At 70.2% G+C, this 17,452-nt stretch carries 14 protein-coding genes; 5 read left to right on the forward strand and 9 right to left on the reverse strand.

Annotation, left to right across the window (positions count from 1 at the left end; all coding sequences use genetic code 11):
* The first annotated feature begins 80 nt into the window (after nt 1-80).
* Entirely contained in the window at nt 81-1,031 is a 951-nt protein-coding gene (locus NFC98_RS06200) for an IS481 family transposase (RefSeq protein ID WP_254277244.1), read from the forward strand.
* Nucleotides 1,032-1,292: 261 nt separating this feature from the next.
* Here NFC98_RS06200 and purH read toward each other — a convergent pair whose 3' ends face one another.
* The 7 genes from purH to dsbD form a co-directional block, all read right to left on the reverse strand.
* Nucleotides 1,293-2,873: a bifunctional phosphoribosylaminoimidazolecarboxamide formyltransferase/IMP cyclohydrolase gene (gene purH / locus NFC98_RS06205; RefSeq protein ID WP_254277245.1), complete on the reverse strand. Its 1,581-nt coding sequence runs from the start codon at nt 2,871-2,873 to the stop codon at nt 1,293-1,295.
* A 106-nt stretch (nt 2,874-2,979) separates the two neighbouring features.
* Nucleotides 2,980-3,315 carry a DNA-binding transcriptional regulator Fis gene (gene fis, locus NFC98_RS06210; RefSeq protein WP_254277246.1) on the reverse strand — a complete coding sequence of 112 codons (336 nt, stop codon included), beginning with the start codon at nt 3,313-3,315 and terminating at the stop codon, nt 2,980-2,982.
* A complete protein-coding gene (dusB, locus tag NFC98_RS06215) occupies nt 3,312-4,370 on the reverse strand; it encodes a tRNA dihydrouridine synthase DusB (RefSeq protein WP_254277247.1) in 1,059 nt (352 codons plus the stop codon). The genes fis and dusB overlap by 4 nt, the downstream gene beginning before the upstream one ends.
* Nucleotides 4,371-4,476: 106 nt before the next feature.
* On the reverse strand, nt 4,477-5,391 hold the full coding sequence (gene prmA, locus NFC98_RS06220; RefSeq protein WP_254277248.1) for a 50S ribosomal protein L11 methyltransferase: 915 nt from the start codon (nt 5,389-5,391) through the stop codon (nt 4,477-4,479).
* Nucleotides 5,392-5,628: 237 nt separating this feature from the next.
* Complete coding sequence (gene accC, locus NFC98_RS06225; RefSeq protein ID WP_254277249.1) at nt 5,629-6,972, reverse strand: acetyl-CoA carboxylase biotin carboxylase subunit; 1,344 nt, start codon at nt 6,970-6,972, stop codon at nt 5,629-5,631.
* Between the two features lie 43 nt (nt 6,973-7,015).
* Nucleotides 7,016-7,480 carry an acetyl-CoA carboxylase biotin carboxyl carrier protein gene (accB, locus tag NFC98_RS06230; protein ID WP_254277250.1) on the reverse strand — a complete coding sequence of 155 codons (465 nt, stop codon included), beginning with the start codon at nt 7,478-7,480 and terminating at the stop codon, nt 7,016-7,018.
* 242 nt (nt 7,481-7,722) lie between these two features.
* Nucleotides 7,723-9,567 (reverse strand): protein-disulfide reductase DsbD, encoded by a 1,845-nt coding sequence (gene dsbD / locus NFC98_RS06235; protein ID WP_302055098.1) that lies wholly within the window; start codon nt 9,565-9,567, stop codon nt 7,723-7,725.
* 220 nt (nt 9,568-9,787) lie between these two features.
* On the opposite strand from dsbD, the gene NFC98_RS06240 reads away from it, so the two are divergent.
* Nucleotides 9,788-11,098: a DUF2333 family protein gene (locus tag NFC98_RS06240; protein WP_254277251.1), complete on the forward strand. Its 1,311-nt coding sequence runs from the start codon at nt 9,788-9,790 to the stop codon at nt 11,096-11,098.
* A gap of 82 nt (nt 11,099-11,180) precedes the next feature.
* Here the strand turns inward: NFC98_RS06240 and ppa are convergent, their stop codons facing one another.
* On the reverse strand, nt 11,181-11,711 hold the full coding sequence (ppa, locus tag NFC98_RS06245) for an inorganic diphosphatase (RefSeq protein ID WP_183333557.1): 531 nt from the start codon (nt 11,709-11,711) through the stop codon (nt 11,181-11,183).
* Nucleotides 11,712-11,962: 251 nt separating this feature from the next.
* On the opposite strand from ppa, the gene NFC98_RS06250 reads away from it, so the two are divergent.
* Nucleotides 11,963-13,684: a bifunctional protein-serine/threonine kinase/phosphatase gene (locus NFC98_RS06250; protein WP_254277252.1), complete on the forward strand. Its 1,722-nt coding sequence runs from the start codon at nt 11,963-11,965 to the stop codon at nt 13,682-13,684.
* A gap of 221 nt (nt 13,685-13,905) precedes the next feature.
* On the opposite strand, the gene NFC98_RS06255 is transcribed toward NFC98_RS06250, so the two are convergent.
* Nucleotides 13,906-15,165, reverse strand: coding sequence for a 6-phosphofructokinase (locus tag NFC98_RS06255; protein WP_254277253.1), 1,260 nt, complete (start codon nt 15,163-15,165; stop codon nt 13,906-13,908).
* A gap of 225 nt (nt 15,166-15,390) precedes the next feature.
* Here NFC98_RS06255 and mpl point away from each other — a divergent pair, with 225 nt between their 5' ends.
* Nucleotides 15,391-16,791, forward strand: a complete 1,401-nt coding sequence (mpl, locus tag NFC98_RS06260) for a UDP-N-acetylmuramate:L-alanyl-gamma-D-glutamyl-meso-diaminopimelate ligase (RefSeq protein ID WP_254277254.1) — start codon at nt 15,391-15,393, stop codon at nt 16,789-16,791.
* The gene (locus NFC98_RS06265) at nt 16,784-17,413 is read left to right on the forward strand and encodes a flavin prenyltransferase UbiX (RefSeq protein WP_254277255.1); all 630 of its coding nucleotides are present in this window, start codon (nt 16,784-16,786) and stop codon (nt 17,411-17,413) included. The genes mpl and NFC98_RS06265 overlap by 8 nt, the downstream gene beginning before the upstream one ends.
* Nucleotides 17,414-17,452: the final 39 nt, after the last annotated feature.

Raw genomic sequence — 17,452 nt, forward strand, 5'->3', positions numbered from 1 at the left:
TGATCTCTCTGTAGGTTGTTCATCCGGAGCCTACCCGGAAAACTGGAGGTGCGAACCAAACCAACCTCCGAGAGGCCCGGATGAACACCCATAAGAATGCCCGTCTCACCCCCCACGGTCGAGCCCTGCTGGTGCATAGAGTGCTGGTGGAAGGGTTGCGTCCCGAAGAGGTCGCCCAGGCCCAAGGCGTCAGTGTACGGACGGTCTACAAGTGGGTGCGCCGCTTCCGCAAAGAGGGGCATGCTGGCCTTCAGAATCGCTCGTCACGCCCTGGCCGAAGCCCCTTCGCGACTGACCCGGCGACCGTGGAGCAGATCATCGAATGTCGCCAACGACGCCAGACCTATCGGCAGATCGCCGAGGCGCTGGGCATCGGGCGCAGCACCGTGGCACGGATACTCAGACGGGAGGGGTTGAACCGTTTGGCCGCCCTCGAGCCCGCCAGGCCCGACAACCGCTATGAACACGAGGCGCCTGGGGATCTCCTGCACCTGGATATCAAGAAGCTTGGCCGCTTCGCGCGCCCGGGCCATCGGATCACCGGTGATCGCCAGCAGAACACGCGCGGCGCCGGCTGGGAATATGCCCATATCGCGATCGACGATCACTCGCGGGTGGCCTTCGCCACCCTCTACCCCAATGAAACCGGTTGGAGCGCGTGCTACGCGCTGTTGGACGCCGTGCGCTACTACCGAGGACTGGGGGTCCACTTCATCCGTGTCCTGACCGACAACGGCGCTTGCTACAAATCCAAGCCATTTCGCCGCTTGTGTCGGCGCCTGGGGCTAAAGCACAAGCGTACCCGACCCTACACCCCACGCACCAATGGCAAGGCAGAGCGGTTTATCCAGACCGCCCTGCGCGAGTGGGCCTATGCGCGGTCCTACGAGAGCTCAGCGCAGCGAGGCCAGCATCTGCCGGCCTGGCTGCACCAATACAACTGGCATCGTCCGCATGCCAGTCTGGATTACCACCCTCCGGTTAGCCGGTTGGGCCTTTCCGTGAACAACCTGGTGGGTTTACACACCTAGCGCCCTTCGGGCAGCGCCTAGCGCCTAGCGCCCGGCAAGAAGGCAACGGGCGGCAGGTGTCGAGGCCGAAAACGAGAAACCCGCTGGAGTCCAACTCCAGCGGGTTTTTTCATTGGCACCAGTGTCAGCGGTGGCATCATCTTGCGGCGCTCGGCGCTCGGCGCTCGGCGCTCGGCGCTCGGCGCTCGGCGCTCGGCGCTCGGCGCTCGGCGCTCGGCGCTCGGCGCTCGGCGCTCGGCGCTCGGCGCTCGGCGCTCGGCGTCAGTGCCTGAAGTGGCGCATGCCGGTGAACACCATGGCGATGCCGGCCTCGTTGGCGGCGTCGATCACCTCCTGGTCGCGCATGGAGCCGCCGGGCTGGATCACCGCGGCGATGCCGGCGGCGGCGGCGGCGTCGATGCCGTCCCGGAAGGGAAAGAAGGCGTCACTGGCCATCACCGAGCCGGGCACCGAGAGGCCCTCGTCGGCGGCCTTGATGCCGGCGATCTTCGCCGAGTAGACGCGGCTCATCTGGCCGGCACCGACGCCGATGGTCTGGCCATCCTTGGCGTAGACGATGGCGTTGGACTTGACGTACTTGGCCACCTTCCAGGCGAAGGCCAGGTCGCGCATCTCCTGCTCGGTGGGCACCCGCTCGGTGACCACGGTGAGCTCGTCGCGGCCGACCATGCCCAGGTCGCGATCCTGCACCAGCAGGCCCCCGGTGACGCGCTTGAGGTCGTGGGCGTGCTGGCGCTCGCCGGGCCAGTGCTGGCCCACGTCGAGCAGGCGTACGTTCTGCTTCTCGGCGACGATCGTGGCGGCCTCGGCTGCCACGCCGGGGGCGATGATCACCTCGACGAACTGGCGGTCGATGATGGCGCGGGCGGTCTCGGCATCCAGCGGCACGTTTAAGGCGATGATGCCGCCGAAGGCGCTGGTGGGGTCGGTGGCGAAGGCCTTGTCGTAGGCCTCAACGGCCGTGGCACCCACCGCCACGCCGCAGGGGTTGGCGTGCTTGACGATCACGCAGGCGGTCTCGGCGAAGGCCTTGACGCACTCGAAGGCGGCATCGGTATCGGCGACGTTGTTGAAGGAGAGCGCCTTGCCCTGCAGCTGGGTGGCGGTGGCGACGCTGGCCTCGCTGGCATCGGCCTCGACGTAGAAGGCGGCACTCTGGTGCGGGTTCTCGCCGTAGCGCATGGCCTGCTTCTTGACGAACTGCAGGTTGTAGGTGCGCGGGAAGCCGTCCTCGCCGCCGGGCACCCGCTGGCCCAGGTAGTCGGCGATGGCGGCGTCGTAGCCGGCGGTGTGCTCGAAGGCCTTCACCGCCAGGTCGAAGCGGGTGGCGTCACTCACCGCGCCGTCCTGGGCGGCGATCTCGCCCAGCACCCGGGCGTAGTCGCCGGCGTCTACCACGATGGTGGTGTGGGCGTGGTTCTTGGCGCAGGCGCGCACCATGGTGGGGCCGCCGATGTCGATGTTCTCGATGGCGTCCTCCAGGGTGCAGTCCGGCTTCGCGACGGTCTGGGCGAAGGGGTAGAGGTTGACCACTACCATGTCGATGGGCGCGATGTCGTGCTCGGCCATCACCGCGTCGTCCTGGCCGCGGCGCCCCAGGATGCCGCCGTGGATCTTCGGGTGCAGGGTCTTGACCCGGCCGTCCATGATCTCGGGGAAGCCGGTGTGCTCGGAGACCTCGGTGACCGCGATGCCGTTCTCCTGGAGCAGGCGGAAGGTGCCACCGGTGGAGAGCAGCTCGACGCCGCGCTCGGACAGCCCGCGGGCGAAGTCGACGATGCCGGTCTTGTCGGAGACGCTGATCAGCGCGCGGCGGACCGGGGTGGGGGAGGCTTGGGCCATGGGATCACTCTCTGCTGGCATGAAGGAACGGGGCGGGGGTCGCGCGGTGCCGGCGGCGGGCCGACACGCGGAAGGGAGCCCTCGGGCTCCCTTCGCTGGATTCGGGTCAGATCAGGTCATACTGCTTGAGCTTCTTGCGCAGAGTGCCGCGGTTGAGGCCGAGCATCTCGGCGGCGCGGGTCTGGTTGCCCTGGGTGTGGTCGAGGACGGCGGCGAGCAGCGGCGCCTCGACCTCGGCCATCACCATGGCGTAGAGCCCGGTGACCTCCCCGCCGTCCAGGTGGGCGAAGTAGCGGCGCATGGCGCCATCCACCGCCTCGCGCAGCGGCTGCTGCCCGGACGTGCCCGCCAGGGGCCGTTCCTGGCCCTCGCCGGCCAGGCCGGTGAGTTCGCGACGGCTGCCCGACAGGTCGGGATGCTGGGGGAAGGCTTGGCTGGTCATGCGGCTCGGGTTCCTTTCGACGTCACGCGGGCCGCCATGGGCCCGGTGGCCTCGGCGGGGGCATGACGAAACAGTTCGTCAATGAAGCGGTACTGGGCGTTCGGGCATTCCAGGCCGTTGAAGGTGCCCCTCAGGGCACGCCTGTCGGCCTCGTCCAGGCGGCCATCGCCGGCCAGGTACCAGCCGACGTGCTTGCGCGCGATGCGCACGCCCATGTGCTCGCCATAGAAATCGTGCAGGGCCTCGAGATGGTCGCGCAGCACGGCGGCGCGCTCCTCGTCGGCCGGGGGAGCGAGGAGCTCCCCGTGGCGCAGGTAGTGGTCGATCTCGCGGAAGATCCAGGGGTTACCCTGGGCGCCGCGGCCGACCATCACCGCATCCGCTCCAGTATAGTCGAGGACGCGGGCGGCCTTCTCGGCAGAATCGATATCGCCGTTGGCGAACACCGGAATCGACACCGCGGCCTTGATGGCGGCGATGGTGTCGTACTCGGCGTGGCCGGTATAGCGCTGCTGGCGGTGGCGGCCGTGCACGGCCAGCGCCTGGATGCCGGCGGCTTCGGCCAGGCGGGCGACGCGCAGGGCGTTGTTGCTCTCGGCGCACCAGCCGGTGCGGATCTTCAGGGTCACCGGCACCTCCACCGCGGCCACCACCGCCTCGAGGATCTCGGCCACCAGCGCCTCGTCGCGCAGCAGGGCGGAGCCGGCGGCCTTGTTGCACACCTTCTTGGCGGGACAGCCCATGTTGATGTCGATGATCTCTGCGCCCTGGGCGGCGTTGAGTCGCGCCGCCTCGGCGAGCATCTCGGCATCGCCGCCGGCGATCTGCACCGCCCGGGGGCCGGGCTCGCCGCGGTGGTCCATGCGCAGCCGTGACTTGCGGGTATGCCACAGGCTGGGGTCCGAGGTGACCATCTCGCCCACCACCAGGCCCGCGCCCAGCCGCCGGCAGAGCTGGCGGAAGGGGCGGTCGGTGACGCCGGCCATGGGCGCCAGGATCACCCGGTTGGGCAGTTCATGGCGACCGATCCGGGGCAGGGGACGAGAGTCGGGCATGGCGCTGTCTGGTGGCTGGAAAGGGGGCCATATCATACGCCCCCCGCGGGTCCGATTGAAGTGGCAGGGAGAGGTTACCGACGCGGCCTCCTCCCGGGGCCCGCGCTCAGTTCGGCCGGCGGCCGCTGAGGCGCACCCATCCCTCGCGCGTCACCGGCTCGTCCATGCGCAGCCCCTGGGCGCGGTAGGCCTCCAGCACTTCCTCGGCCTGGGCCTCGAGGATGCCGGAGAGCGCCAGCCGGCCGCCGGGGGCGACGTGGCCGGCGATCATCGGTGCCAGCTCCACCAGGGGGCCGGCGAGGATATTGGCCACCACGATGGGAAAGCGCTCGTCGTCGTCGAGCTGTTCGGGGTAGCAGAGCCGGAAGGCCGTCTCGTCCACCGCGTTGCGCTCGGCGTTGTCGCGGCTCGCCTGCAAGGCCTGGGGATCGATGTCGGTCCCGGTGGCGCGCGCCGCGCCGAGCCTGAGCGCGGCGATGGCCAGGATGCCGGAGCCGGTGCCCACGTCGAGCACCGCCTGGCCGTCGAGGACATCGCTGACGGCGAGGCCGTCCAGCCAGGCCAGGCAGAGCGCCGTGGTGGGGTGGGTGCCGGTGCCGAAGGCCAGCCCCGGGTCCAGGTGCAGGTTGACGGCGCCGGGCTCCGGCGGCTCGTGCCAGCTCGGCACGATCCACAGCCGCTCGCCCATCTGCAGCGGCTGGAAGTCGTCCATCCACTCGCGCTCCCAGTCGCGGTCGGCCAGCAGCTCGACCTCGATCTCGGGACAGGGCTCCTCGGGCGTCTCGACGGCCCAGGCCTGGCGCACCCGCTCGAGCATGGCGTCGACCCCCTCGAGGTCGTCGTAGAGGCCGGTGAGGACCGTCTCGTGCCACAGCGGGGTGGTGCCGCGCTCGGGCTCGAAGACCGGGTCGTCGTGGGCGTCCTGAAGGGTGATGGCGGTGGCGCCCTCGGCGAGCAGCAGCTCCTCGAGGGTCTCGGCCTGTTCCGGGGCGATCCGGGCCTTGAGTTGCAGCCAGGGCATAAGGGTTCCCGTGGTGGCTCAGGAATGAAAAGGCCGCACGGCGGTGTCGATGCGGCCTGGAATAATGGCTTGGCTCGGCGGCGAGGGGGCCGGGGGCAGGCTTGGAGGGGGTCCTACGCTAGGGATGGCGTCGGTAGCGCCCAGGGAGGGGGTCCCAGCGCCCCCGGACAAGCCTGCCGCCGGATCAGCCCCGAGCCAAGCGGCACTCGGGGCCGACGAGTACCGGCGATCCAGGGCTCAGAGCCCCAGCTTCTTCTCCAGATAGTGGATATTGACCCCACCCTGCTGGAAGTAGCCGTCGCGGACCAGGTCCTTGTGCAGGTCGGTGTTGGTCTTGATGCCCTCCACCAGCAGCTCGTCCAGGGCCACGCGCATGCGGGTCAGCGCGGTCTCGCGGTCGGCGCCCCAGGTGATCAGCTTGCCGATCAGCGAATCGTAGTGGGGTGGCACCGTGTAGCCGGTGTAGACGTGGGAGTCCATGCGCACGCCCAGGCCGCCGGGCGGATGGTAGAGGGTCACCTTGCCGGGGGAGGGCATGAAGGTGCGGGCATCCTCGGCGTTGATGCGGCACTCGAAGGCGTGGCCGGCGAGCTTGACCTCCTCCTGGGTGATCGACAGCGGCAGGCCGGAGGCGATGCGCAGCTGCTCGCGGACGATGTCCACGCCGGTGACCATCTCGGTGACCGGGTGCTCCACCTGAACGCGGGTGTTCATCTCGATGAAGAAGAACTGGCCGTTCTCGTAGAGGAACTCGAAGGTGCCGGCGCCGCGGTAGCCGATGGTGATGCAGGCCTGGCGACACGCCTCGAGCACCTCGGCGCGGGCGGTCTCGTCGATGCCCGGGGCGGGGGCCTCCTCGATCACCTTCTGGTGGCGGCGCTGCAGGGAGCAGTCGCGGTCATAGAGGTGGATGGCGTTGCCCTGGCCGTCGGCCAGCACCTGGACCTCCACGTGGCGCGGGTTCTCGAGGAACTTCTCCATGTAGACGGTGCCGTCGCCGAAGGCCGAGTGGGCCTCGGTGCGGGTCACGTTCACCGCCGAGAGCAGGTGGGCCTCGGTGTGCACCACGCGCATGCCGCGCCCGCCGCCGCCGGCAGCGGCCTTGATGATCACCGGGTAGCCGATGCGCCGGGCGATGGCGACGATCTCGCCCTCGTCATCCTCCGGCAGCGGGCCGTCGGAGCCCGGCACCGTGGGCACGCCGGCCTTCTTCATCGACTCGATGGCGCTGACCTTGTCGCCCATCAGGCGAATGGTCTCGGCGCGGGGGCCGATGAAGGTGAAGCCCGAACGCTCGACCTGCTCGGCGAAGTTGGCGTTCTCGGAGAGGAAGCCGTAGCCGGGGTGGATGGCGCTGGAGTCGGTGACCTCGGCGGCACTGATCAGCGCCGGGATGTTGAGGTAGGACTGCGCCGAGGGCGCCGGGCCGATGCACACGGCCTCGTCGGCCAGGCGTACGTGCATCAGCTCGCGGTCGGCCTTGGAGTGAACCGCCACCGTCTTGATGCCCAGCTCCTTGCAGGCGCGCAGGATACGCAGGGCGATCTCGCCGCGGTTGGCGATGAGTACCTTGTCCAGCATGATGAATCCGCCAGTGTCGGGTGAATGGGGAGGACAGCGGTGATCAGGCGATCACGATCATCGGCTGGTCATATTCGACCGGCTCGCCATCCTCTACCAGGATCGCCTCGACCACGCCGTCGCGGTCGGCCTCGATCTGGTTCATCATCTTCATCGCCTCGACGATGCACACGGTATCGCCCTTCTTGACGCTGGAGCCCACCTCGATGAAGGGCTTGGAGCCCGGCGCCGGGGAGCGATAGAAGGTGCCGACCATCGGCGAGTTCACCGCCTGGCCGCGGAAGGTGGGGGCGTCGTCGGCGGGCGGTTCGGCGGCAGCGGCGGGTGCCGGGGCGGCCTGGGCCTGGGGCGCCGGTGCGGCATAGCCCTGGGGCATGGCCGGCTGCCAGCTTCCGCCGTTGGGGTGACGGCTGATGCGCACCGACTCCTCGCCTTCCTGGATCTCGATTTCGCTGATGTTGGACTCTTCGAGCAGCTCGATCAGCTTCTTGACCTTGCGGATATCCATGACGTTGTCCCGATCGCTTGGGTTCGGTGGTTGGCGGTTGGCCCGGGACGCTGTCAACCCGAGCCAACTTTCAATAGATCGCGGCAAGATAGCGGCTCTTGGCGCGCCTATCGGCCTCTGAAAAGGGGTTGACGCCGGAGTTTGCCGAAAATCATGGAGGATGTCCAGCCTCGCGGAGAACGCCGTTCGAACCCCGCAGTTAAACGTGCGTTTGACGACGTTCGCGGCATCTCGGCGGGGGCTCAGCCCCGGCGACTACCCAGCCAGTCAAGCACGCCATCGAGGTGGCTGGCCAGCCCGGCGGCACGCACCTCGCCCTGGATGCGGGCATCGCGGAGCTCCTGCTGGCCGTCGAAGAACAGCAGGCTGGGAGGGCCGAAGAGGCCGAAGTGGTCGAGCAGTTCGCGGGTGGTGTCGTTGGTCTCGGTGACATCGACGTTGATGCGGGAGAAGGCCGACAGCGGCTCGGCCACCTGCGGGGAGGGGTAGACCTGGCGCTCCATCTGCTTGCACGAGATGCACCAGTCGGCGGTGAAGTGCACGAAGGCGGGGCGGCCGTCACTCACCGAGGCGAGGGCCCGCTGGAGCCCGTCGAGGCTCTCCACGGTGGTGACCTCGGCGGGCTCGGCCGCGGCCCCGCCGCCGCTGCCGAGATGGGCCAGGGGACGCAGCGGGTCCGTGGCGCCGCCGGCGGCGCCCAGCACCAGGGCGACGCCCCAGGCGAGCAGCAGCAGGCCGGCGGCCTGGCGCACCCGCGGCCAGCCCTGTGCCTGGTTGACGGTCATGGCGCCCAGCGCCAGGGCGCTGCCGATGGCCAGTGCGGCCCACAGCAGCAGGGCCACGCTGGCGGGCAGCAGGCGCTCCACCAGCCAGATGGCCACGCCCAGCATCAGAATGCCGAAGGCGATCTTGACGCCGTTCATCCAGGCTCCGGTGCGCGGCAGCAGGGTGGTGCCGAAGGTGCCCACCAGCAGCAGCGGTACGCCCATGCCGAGCCCGAGGGCGAGCAGGGCGGCCCCGCCCATCAGGGCGTCGCCGGTGGTGGAGATGAACACCAGGGCGCCGGCCAGGGGCGCCGAGACGCAGGGGGAGACCACCAGCACCGAGAGCGCGCCGGCCAGCGCCAGCCCGCCCGGGCCGCTGCGCTGGGCGCGGGCCTGCCAGGCATCGATGCGTCCGGAGAGCCGCGACGACATGCGCAGCTCGAAGGCGCCGAACATCGCCAGGGCGAAGAGGGCGAAGAGCACCGCGAAGGTGATCAGCACCGGGGCCGACTGCAGGCGGGCCTGCAGGTTGAGCCCGGCGCCGAACAGGCCCATCAGCACCCCCACCGCCGCGTAGGTGAGGGCCATGCCGCCCACGTAGCTGGCGGAGAGCGCGAAGGCGCGGGGCCGGGTGGGGTTCTGGCCGACGATGATCGACGAGAGGATCGGCACCATGGGCAGCACGCAGGGCGTGAAGGTCAGGCCCAGGCCGGCGAGGAAAAACAGGCCCAGCGCCAGGGGCAGGCTGGCGTCGGCCATGAGGGCGCTGAAGCGCCCATCGTCGCTCTGGGGCGCGAGGGATGAGGAGGCGCTGTCCGTCCCTGCGGCGCCGCTCCCCTCGCCGCCGTCGCCGCCATCGGCCCGCCAGCCGGCGAAGGCGGCCGGCGCCGAGCGCTCGGCGGCCTCGAGGTCGACCCGCTCGGGCGGGTAGCAGAGACCGGCATCGGCGCAGCCCTGGAAGGTCAGGGTCACCGGCAGCACGCCGCTGGCGCCCCCCTCGATGGGCACCTCGAAGACCATGGTGTCGCGGAACACGTAGACGTCGCCGAGGAACTCGTCGCTGGTGAACTCCCCCTGGGGGATCTCGGGCTCGCCAAGGGTCGCGTCGTCGGACGCCACCGCGAACTGGTGGCGATAGAGGTAGTGCTCGGGCGTGACCTCGACCCCCACATAGAGGGTCTCGCCGTCGTGCCAGGCGTCGGGCTGGAAGGCCTCCAGCACCGGCAGGAATTCGGAGCTGTTGGAGGAGGAGAACCACTGCGCCTGGCCGGTGAGCGGCAGCAGCATCAGGCAGAACAGCAGGGCGAGGCGTCTGGCGATCAAGTCGGGCATCCTTAACCTGGTGTGTGTCGGGGCGAGCTCGAATCAGAGACCCATGGCCCGCGGTGCGGTTCCCCGCGATCACGGCCGGGGCGCTGGAGTTCGCAGTGGGTGCTAGGATAGCGCAGAAGCACGTGGCAGTTGGCGTGCCGAGTCCTGTGTCGTCTGCGCTCCATTGTCGCATCGACGCGGGCCTAGTTCATTAGACAGGGATTATCACGACATGGCCTGGAAAAGCTGGCGCGCCGCCCGGCGCCGCAGGAGCAACGAGGTGCTGGAGCGTCCCCAGTACGGCTGGATCTGGAAGCCGCTGCTGACCCTGCTGGGGCTCTATCTGGTGGTCACCGTGGGGCTGGGGATCTGGTGGAGCCAGGCCCCGGCTCCCTTCGACGTGGAGCAGGCCACCCTGGAGCGGCGCGGCGAGGCTGCCCTCGAGCCCGCGGGCCGGGGCGCCGTGACCACCGCGACCCTGGCGGCCACGGTCGTTACCCTGCTCGACAAGCCGGGGGGCTACCTGCGCAACGACATCGCCCCGCCGGGGCTGTGGCTCGACAACATGCCCCACTGGGAGCTCGGCGTGCTGAACCAGGCCCGCGACCTGGCCCGTGCCCTGCCGGGCATGACGGCGGCCTCCCCGGACGCCCTGGAGGTCGCCGCCGAGCGGCTGATGGGCGACGACCGCGACTGGGTCTATCCGTCCACCGAGCAGCGCCTCGAGGAGGCCGTGGAGGCCCTCGACGCCTACCTGGCCACCCTGGGCGAGCCCGACCCGGCGGGCCTCGTCGCGGGCCAGGGGCTGGCGCCCTGGCTGGCCGGCGTCGCCGACCGTCTCGACGATCTGGGGCTGCGGCTCTCGGCGAGCGTGGGGCAGCGCGGCGCCCTGCGCGGGCTCGACGTGGACGCCGATGCGCTGCCGCCGCGCACGCCCTGGCATCGGGTCGACGATATCTTCTTCGAGGCGCGCGGCACCGGCTGGGGCCTGCTGCACCTGCTGGAAGGGGTGCACCGCGACCAGGCGGACGTGCTGGCCGAGGCGGGCGCCGACGCGGCCTGGGAGCGGTTGGTTGCCGAGCTGGCGATGACCCAGCGGCGGCTGTGGAGCCCGCTGGTGCTCAACGGCTCGGGCTTCGGCCCGTTTGCCAACCACTCCCTGGTGATGGCCCACCACGTGATCCGCGCCCGTGACGCGGCCTCGGCGCTGGCCGAGCGGCTGGGCGCGCTGCCGACGCCACCCGCCGCCCCCAACGAGGCGCCGCAGGCGCCGGTCGAGCCGCCGGTGGTGGAGGTGGAACAGAGCGACGATGCCGACGTGACGCCACCGCCCGAGGCGCTGGCCGAGCCGGGCGCGGCCCCGGAGGCCCTGGTCGACGAGATGGCCGAGGAGGCTGCCACGCCCGGGGACGAGACGATGAACGCCCGGGAAGAGGAAGAGCAGGCCGAGGAGGCCGCCGCCCCCGACGAGGGGGCGGAGAGCGATGCGGCAGCGCAGGAGGGCGCCCCGCCGGGTGACGAGGCCGACGATTCGGCGGCGTGACCCGCCCCACCCGGAAACGCGACGGGCCGCCCCGAGGGCGGCCCGTCGTCATTGGCTGACCCCGCCCCGCAGGGCGGCCCGGTCAGGCCTTCTCGTGGGCGGCGACCGCCTTCTCGATGGCCTTGCGGGCGGCCTCGGCGCCTTCCCAGGACTCCACCTTCACCCACTTGCCCTTCTCGAGATCCTTGTAGTTCTCGAAGAAGTGGGCGATCTGCTGGCGGAGCAGCTCGGGCAGGTCGGTGACTTCCTGAACGTCATCGTAGAGGCTGGAGAGCTTGGAGTGGGGCACGCAGACCAGCTTGGCGTCCTCACCGGCCTCGTCGGTCATGTTGAGGATGCCGACCGGGCGGGCGCGGATGATGCTGCCGGGGGCCACCGGGTAGGGGGTGACCACCAGGGCGTCCAGCGCATCGCCGTCGTCGGCCAGGGTGTGCGGGATGAAGCCGTAGTTGGCCGGGTAGAACATCGGGGTGGCCATGAAACGGTCGACCAGCAGCGCCCCCATGTCCTTGTCGATCTCGTACTTGATCGGGGCGTGGTTGGCCGGGATCTCGATCGCCACGTAGACGTCGTTGGGGAGGTCCTTGCCGGCGGGGATGTTGTCGAAGTTCATCGTCGCTTCCTTGGGTTGGCAAAAAGTCAGGCCTGGCGAATCGGATTGCCGAAAAAATCCGCCGAATTATACGGAGCCGCCGAGGGGATTACCAATGCGACATAGGTGCCGAGGGGCGTCGGCCACCTCTGCGTCTTTCGTTGACACCCCGGCATCGCGTCACGAGTGTATCATGGGCCGCCAAGGGAACGGTCGGCGCCCGCAGGCCGGGGGCGTGGCGATCGTCGAGGCTTCGGATCGAGGAGAACGACTTGGCATCTGCGCAGCTTTCATTGAGTTACGGTCAGGCGTTTGTGGCCCCGGATCGGCGCCACCACCGCAGTTCCATGTCGGTGCGCTTTCCGGAGCCGGCGCTGCTCAATGCCAAGGGCGCCAGCGCCCTGATCAGTGACTCCACCTCGCGCAACGCCATCGCCAAGCAGGCCGGCGACCTCAGCGTGCGGGGCTTCCTGGCCGACTACTACTCGACCCCCGACCACTGGGACGTCAAGACCTCGGCCACCCGGGTGCTGCGCGCCCTCAACGGCTGGTGCTACAGCCAGAGCCAGTTCGTGGCCGAGGGCAGCTTCGTATCGTCGCTCTCCGCCATGGTCTATCGCTGTCGCGTGGGCCACCTCTTCCACCTGGGCGATACCCTGGTGTTCCGCCTGCGCGGCGCCGAGTTCGAGCAGCTGACCCGAGACCACGTCACGGACCTGGGCGGCTACCGCTACCCCTCCCGGGCGCTGGGCATGGATGTCAGCATCGACATCGACTACGTGCAGGTGCCGCTCAAGCAGGGCGACATCTTCCTGTTCACCACTCAGGCGGTGCTCGGCACCCTGATGCCGTCGGAGTACGTGCAGCTGATCCGCCAGGATGCCAGCGACCTCAACGCCGCCTGCGACCGCCTGGCCGAGGCGGCGGTGCAGCGCGCCCAGTCCCGCGGCTACGGCGCCGAGCAGTTCTGCTTCCAGCTGGTGCGCATCGACGAGCTGCCCGACGAGCAGCCCGACATGCCGGGACGCCCCTACGGCGACCTGCCGATCCCGCCCGAACTCTCGCCGGGGGATCGCCTGGATGGTCTCGAGGTGCAGGCGGTGCTGTCGCGCACCGCCCAGTCGCGGGTCTACCGGGTGCGCGACGCCCACACCGAGCGCGAGATGGTGATGAAGGCGCCGAGCCCGGAGCTCTCCACCCGTAACGCCTACCTGGAGCACTTCCTGCTGCAGCAGTGGGTGGTGGAGCGGGTCAAGTCGCCCTTCGTGGTGCGCATCATGGAGCCGTCGCGGCCGCGCCGCTACCTCTACTATCTGATGGCCTACGTGGAGGGGGAGACCCTGGCCGAGTGGGCGCGGCGGCACCCCCAGGCCAGCCTGGTGCAGCGGCTGGACATCGCCAACCAGCTCGGCAAGGCGGTCCAGGCGCTGCACCACCGCGACCTGCTCCACCAGCAGATCCATCCCGGCAACGTGCTGATCGACAGCCACGGCCAGGTGGTGCTGACCGACTTCAGCGCCTGCCGGATGCGCGACGGCAGCAACCAGAAGGCCGCCCGGGAGCTCGCCCGGCAGGTGGGGCTCACCGAGCACAGCGCGCCGGAGTATGCCCTGGACGACGAGATCGGCCGGCGCAGCGACCAGTACTCCCTGGCCTCCACGGTCTACTGGCTGCTGACCGGAGAGCTGCCCTACGAGCTGCCCCCCCATCGGCTGCGCAGCCATACCGACCTGGAGCAGCTGGTCTACCGCAGCGCGCGGACCCGCAACCCGGAGGTGACCCCGGGGATGGACGAGGCCCTGCGTCGCGCCTTGGATCCCCAGCGTTCGCTGCGCTTCCGGCGGATGTCGGAATTCCGCCATGCCCTGCGCCAGCCGGCCGGCGCCGAACGCGGTGACGCACCGGGCGGCCGGCGGCGTGACACGGCTCACTTCTGGCAGGGGGTGGCGGGCATCCTGCTGCTGCTGCTGGTGCTCTCCTGGTTATTGAGATAGGGCAGCGCCCAGCTGCGAGCGCCTAGCGCCAAGCTGCTTGGTGACGGGCGGCAGATGTTGAGGAAGAAACTGAGAAGCCCCGTCGGATCGAGAATCCAGCGGGGCTTCTTGTAGACGTCTACTGTGCGGCGAATACCATCCTGCTCGGCGCTCGGCGCTCGGCGCTCGGCGCTCGGCGCTCGGCGCTCGGCGCTCGGCGCTCGGCGCTCGGCGCTCGGCGCCTAGATCTTGAACTCCGGCAGCTTGCGCTCGACCCGGGCCAGCTTGAGGTGCGCCACCTTGGGCAGGCCGTTCTCGAAGGGCGGAAAGTCCTCGCCCTGGATCAGCGGCGAGAGGTACTGGCGGCAGGCCTCGGTGATGCCGAAGCCATCCTCGCGGATGTACTCGCGGGGCATGAACTTCTCGCGGTTGGCGACCTCCGCCAGCGGGGCCGGCTCGATGGTCCAGCTGTAGGGATTGTCGGAGACCCGCTTGATCGCCGGCATCATGGAGTTCTTGCCCTCGATGGCCAGCTCCACGGCCTTCTCGCCCACGGCGTAGGCCTGCTCCACGTCGGTCCTGGACGCCAGGTGGCGGGCGGCCCGCTGCAGGTAGTCGGCCACGGCCCAGTGGTACTTGTAGCCCAGGTCCTGCTTGACCATGCCGGCCAGGGTCGGAGCCACGCCGCCCAGCTGGCGGTGGCCGAAGGCATCGGTGTTGCCGGAGTCGGCCAGGAAGGTGCCGTCCTCGTAGCGGGCGCCCTCGGAGACCACGATCACGCAGTAGCCGTACTGCTTCACCGCCTCGTCGACCCGCGCCATCACCGCCTCGCGATTGAAGGCCACCTCGGGGAAGATCACCAGGTGGGGCGGCTCGCCCTCGCCCCGGCCGGCGAGGCCGCCGGCAGCGGCGATCCAGCCGGCGTGGCGGCCCATCACCTCGAGCACGAACACCTTGGTGGAGGTGGCGCACATGGAGGCGATGTCCAGGGAGGCCTCCAGGGTGGAGGTGGCGATGTACTTGGCCACGCTGCCGAAGCCCGGGGAGTTGTCGGTGATCGGCAGGTCGTTGTCCACGGTCTTGGGCACGTGGATGGCGGTCAGCGGGTAGCCGAGCTTCTCGGAGAGCTGGGAGACCTTGAGGCAGGTGTCGGCGCTGTCGCCGCCGCCATTGTAGAAGAAGTAGCGGATATCGTGGGCGCGGAACACCTCGATCAGCCGCTCGTACTGGGCGCGATGGCTCTCGATGTCCTTGAGCTTGTAGCGGCAGGAGCCGAAGGCACCGCCCGGCGTGTGGCGCAGCGCGGCGATGGCCTCGTCGGATTCCTGGCTGACGTCGATCAGGTCCTCGGTGAGGGCACCGATGATGCCGTTGTGGCCGGCGTAGACCTTGCCGATCTGGTCCGGGTGGCGGCGGCAGGCCTCGATCACGCCGCAGGCGCTGGCATTGATCACGGCGGTGACGCCGCCGGACTGGGCGTAGAAGGCATTGTGCTTGGCCATGGGGCTTTCCTGCTCCTGGTCGCGTCTGGTCGGGGGATGGGGGGACGAAGGTCGTGGGATTCTAGCCGAAAGCGCCTGGGGCTGCATCTGCGCGGGCCGCCGGCCCAAGCCTCCCTGTGGCCGGGCAGCGACGCCGCCGGCTGGAGCGCCGCGGTGGCGCCATGCTAGTCTCGCCACACCCCGCAGCCGCGCCCCGCGGCGTCACGACGCAGTCGGAGAGACTCCATGCACCTTCATATCCTCGGCATCTGCGGCACCTTCATGGGCAGCCTGGCGCTGCTGGCCCGCGAGCTGGGCCACACGGTCAGCGGCTCGGATGCCAATGTCTATCCGCCCATGAGCACCCAGCTCGAGGAGGCCGGCATCAGCCTGTGCGAGGGGTACTCGGCGGACAACCTCGTGCCGCGCCCGGACCGGGTGGTGATCGGCAATGCGCTGTCGCGGGGCAACCCCGAGGTGGAGGCGGTGCTGGACCTGGGGCTGCCCTACGTCTCCGGCCCCCAGTGGCTGGCCGAGGCGGTGCTTCCCGGGCGGCGGGTGATCGCCGTGGCCGGCACCCACGGCAAGACCACCACGGCCAGCATGACCGCCTGGCTGCTGGAGTCGGCGGGACTCTCGCCGGGCTTTCTGATCGGCGGGGTGCCGCGCAACTTCGGCGTCTCGGCGCGCCTCGGCGCTCACGACGCCCCCTTCGTGGTGGAAGCCGACGAGTACGACACCGCCTTCTTCGACAAGCGCTCCAAGTTCGTGCACTACCGCCCTGAGATCGCGGTGCTGGGCAACCTCGAGTTCGACCACGCCGACATCTTCGACGACCTGGCCGCCATCGAGCGGCAGTTTCATCACCTGGTGCGCACCGTGCCCGGCCGGGGGCGGCTGCTGGTGGCCGACGGCGAGCCGGCCCTCGACCGGGTGCTGGCCATGGGGGCCTGGACCCCGGTGGCGCGCTTCGGCAGCGCCGCGGAGAGCCCCTGGCGGCTCGAGCTCGAGCGCGACGACGCCTCGCGCTTCCGGGTGATCCACCAGGAACTCGTTCAGCAGGAGGGCGCGGGCAGCGTCGACGAGGATGCCGTGGTCGACTGGCCGCTGACCGGCGCCTACAACGCCCGCAACGGCCTGGCGGCTCTGGCCGCCGCCCATGCCTGCGGGGTCGACCTGGCCCGCGGCGCGGCGGCCCTGGCCCGCTTCGAGACCCCGCGGCGCCGCCAGGAGCTGCGCGGCGAGGTGGCCGGCATCCAGGTGATCGACGACTTCGCTCACCACCCCACGGCCATCGCCGCCACCCTGGAGGGGCTGCGTGCCGCCACCGCCCGCGGGCGGCTGCTGGCGGTGATCGAGCCGCGCTCCAACACCATGCGCCTGGGGACCCTGCGCGACCGGCTGGCCGAGAGCGTGGCCGCCGCGGACGCGGCGTTCTGGTACCAGCCGCCGGGGCTGGACTGGTCGCTGGCGCCGCTGCTCGAGGCGAGCCCGGTGCCGGCGCGCCTCGAGCAGGACCTCGAGACCCTGGTGGCCGCGCTGGTCGAGGAGGCGCGGCCCCTCGATCGCATCGTGGTGATGTCCAACGGCGGCTTCGGCGGCATCCACGACAAGCTGATCGCCGCCCTGGAGGTGGCCCATGGCTGAGGCCCGGCAGGCGCCGAACTTCCATCCCCCGGTGACCGTGGCGCTGACCGGGGCCTCCGGTGCCCAGTACGGCCTGCGGCTGATCGAGGCGCTGGTGGCGGCCGGCCATGAGGTCTGGGTGATGATCTCCAAGGCGGCCCACCTGGTGATCACCACCGAGACCGACGTCGAGCTGCCGGCCCGGCCCGAGCGGCTCGCCGAGGCGCTCATCCGGCGCAGCGGCGCCCGTCCCGGCCAGGTCCGCTGCTTCGGCCGCGAGGACTGGATGGCGCCGGTGGCCTCCGGCTCCGGGGCGCCATCCTCCATGGTGATCTGCCCCTGCTCCACCGGGACCCTCTCCGCGGTGGCCACGGGGGCCAGCAACAACCTGATCGAGCGCGCCGCCGACGTGGCCCTCAAGGAGCGCCGCCGGCTGATCCTGGTGCCCCGCGAGACCCCCTTCTCGGCGATCCACCTGGAACACATGCTGGCGCTGACGCGCATGGGGGCGGTGATCCTGCCGGCCGCGCCGGGCTTCTACCACCAGCCGCGCTCGGTCGAGGACCTGGTCGACTTCATCGTGGCGCGCATCCTCAACCAGCTGGGCATCGAGCACCGGCTCATGCCGCGCTGGGGGGAGTGAGCCCCGGGCTTCCTGCCGTTCCACCCTGCCGATGACTCA

The organism is Halomonas sp. 3H, assembly GCF_024206005.1.
GTDB classification, from domain to species: Bacteria; Pseudomonadota; Gammaproteobacteria; order Pseudomonadales; family Halomonadaceae; genus Halomonas; species Halomonas campaniensis.